At 41.1% G+C, this 1,288-nt stretch carries 1 protein-coding gene; it reads right to left on the reverse strand.

Going from position 1 to position 1,288, the window contains the following annotated elements:
* Positions 1–1,288, reverse strand: a 1,288-nt coding sequence (locus FC19_RS01510; RefSeq protein ID WP_057875236.1) for a transposase, incomplete at both ends; no start/stop codon positions are given.

Here is a 1,288-nt window from a genome sequence, read left to right on the forward strand (position 1 = left end):
GAGGCTGTGACATAACTAGCCTCTGTATAAGTAAATAGGACGAGAAACCGAATTTTGGTTTCCCGTCCTATTTGCTTAAGTCTTTGATTTTTTAAACTGGCCCCTAACGTGACCAGTTTCATGATGTTTAATGCCATGACGACGATACCAGCTTCCTTGGTGACCTTCTCAAATCCACGCACTGAGAAGCGATTAAAACGCAAAGAAGCCTTCATCTTACCAAAAATCGGTTCAACATCGATCTTGCGCTGAGCGTAGATTTGACCGGTCTTTGGAGCTGAAAGCAACTCCCGTTGTTTAGCTTTAAAGTATTCCCAACTTTCATTCACGGAAATCTTCTTTAGATTTTCTTTTGGTGTTAATGCAGCGGGAATCAGTTGGTGGTTCTCATTAAATTTTTCGGCAACGTATTCTTTGAAATCACGAGTAAACCCATATTTGTCGGTTCTCTGGCGATACGCCTTAAAGTTAAATCGCACTCCTTGCGGATTGACAAAATAATCATCCTTGGCGTAATAATCCCAGTTCATAACTTTACGGTCGTCACTGCGCCATTTTCGACTATTCTCTTTAAGCATCGTTCCATACGGGATCAAGGTAGTATGCTGATTAAGTTCGTCTTCTAAGTACCGATAATTACTTTCAGAACCGTATCCGGCATCGGCGACGATGGTGGTACCTAACGTATCGTTGGCCTTTAAATGTTTAATAAATGTCTGTAACGTTCGGGTGTCAGTTGGGTTCTGAAACAACTGATATCCCGTGATAAATTGATTGCTCGTGGCAATTTGAAAGTTGTAGGCGGGCTTTAATTGACCGTTTTGCATCGGATCTTCTTTGACCCGCATAAAGGTGGCATCGTGGTCCGTTTTAGAGTAACTATTGCGTTGACCATAGATTACTTGTTGGGCTTGATGTTCACGCATTTTATCACACCGCTCGTCAAGTTTTCGTTTTTGAGATTTAATGGTACGACGTTGCTGTTTAGCTGGGTTCGGTGAGACCTGCTTCGTAGCTTCAACGGTTTCGTTCAATACCACTAAGTGATCCTCAACTTTACTGATCATCGTGTCTAACAATTCAGGAGTTAAATTCGAACCAGCCGGGACTTCATCGACAATTTTAGCTTCATGTAGTTCACCTAGAAGTTTCACTAATTTTTTTCGATTCATTTGATCAAAGCGAATCGTATTCTTCTTCCAAACAAAACTATATTTGTTCGCATCAGCTAAAATCTTTGTCCCATCAATAAAAGATACATCGTCAACCATGCCATTTTGACGGAGAT

This window comes from Liquorilactobacillus aquaticus DSM 21051 (assembly GCF_001436755.1).
Taxonomy (GTDB): Bacteria; Bacillota; Bacilli; order Lactobacillales; family Lactobacillaceae; genus Liquorilactobacillus; species Liquorilactobacillus aquaticus.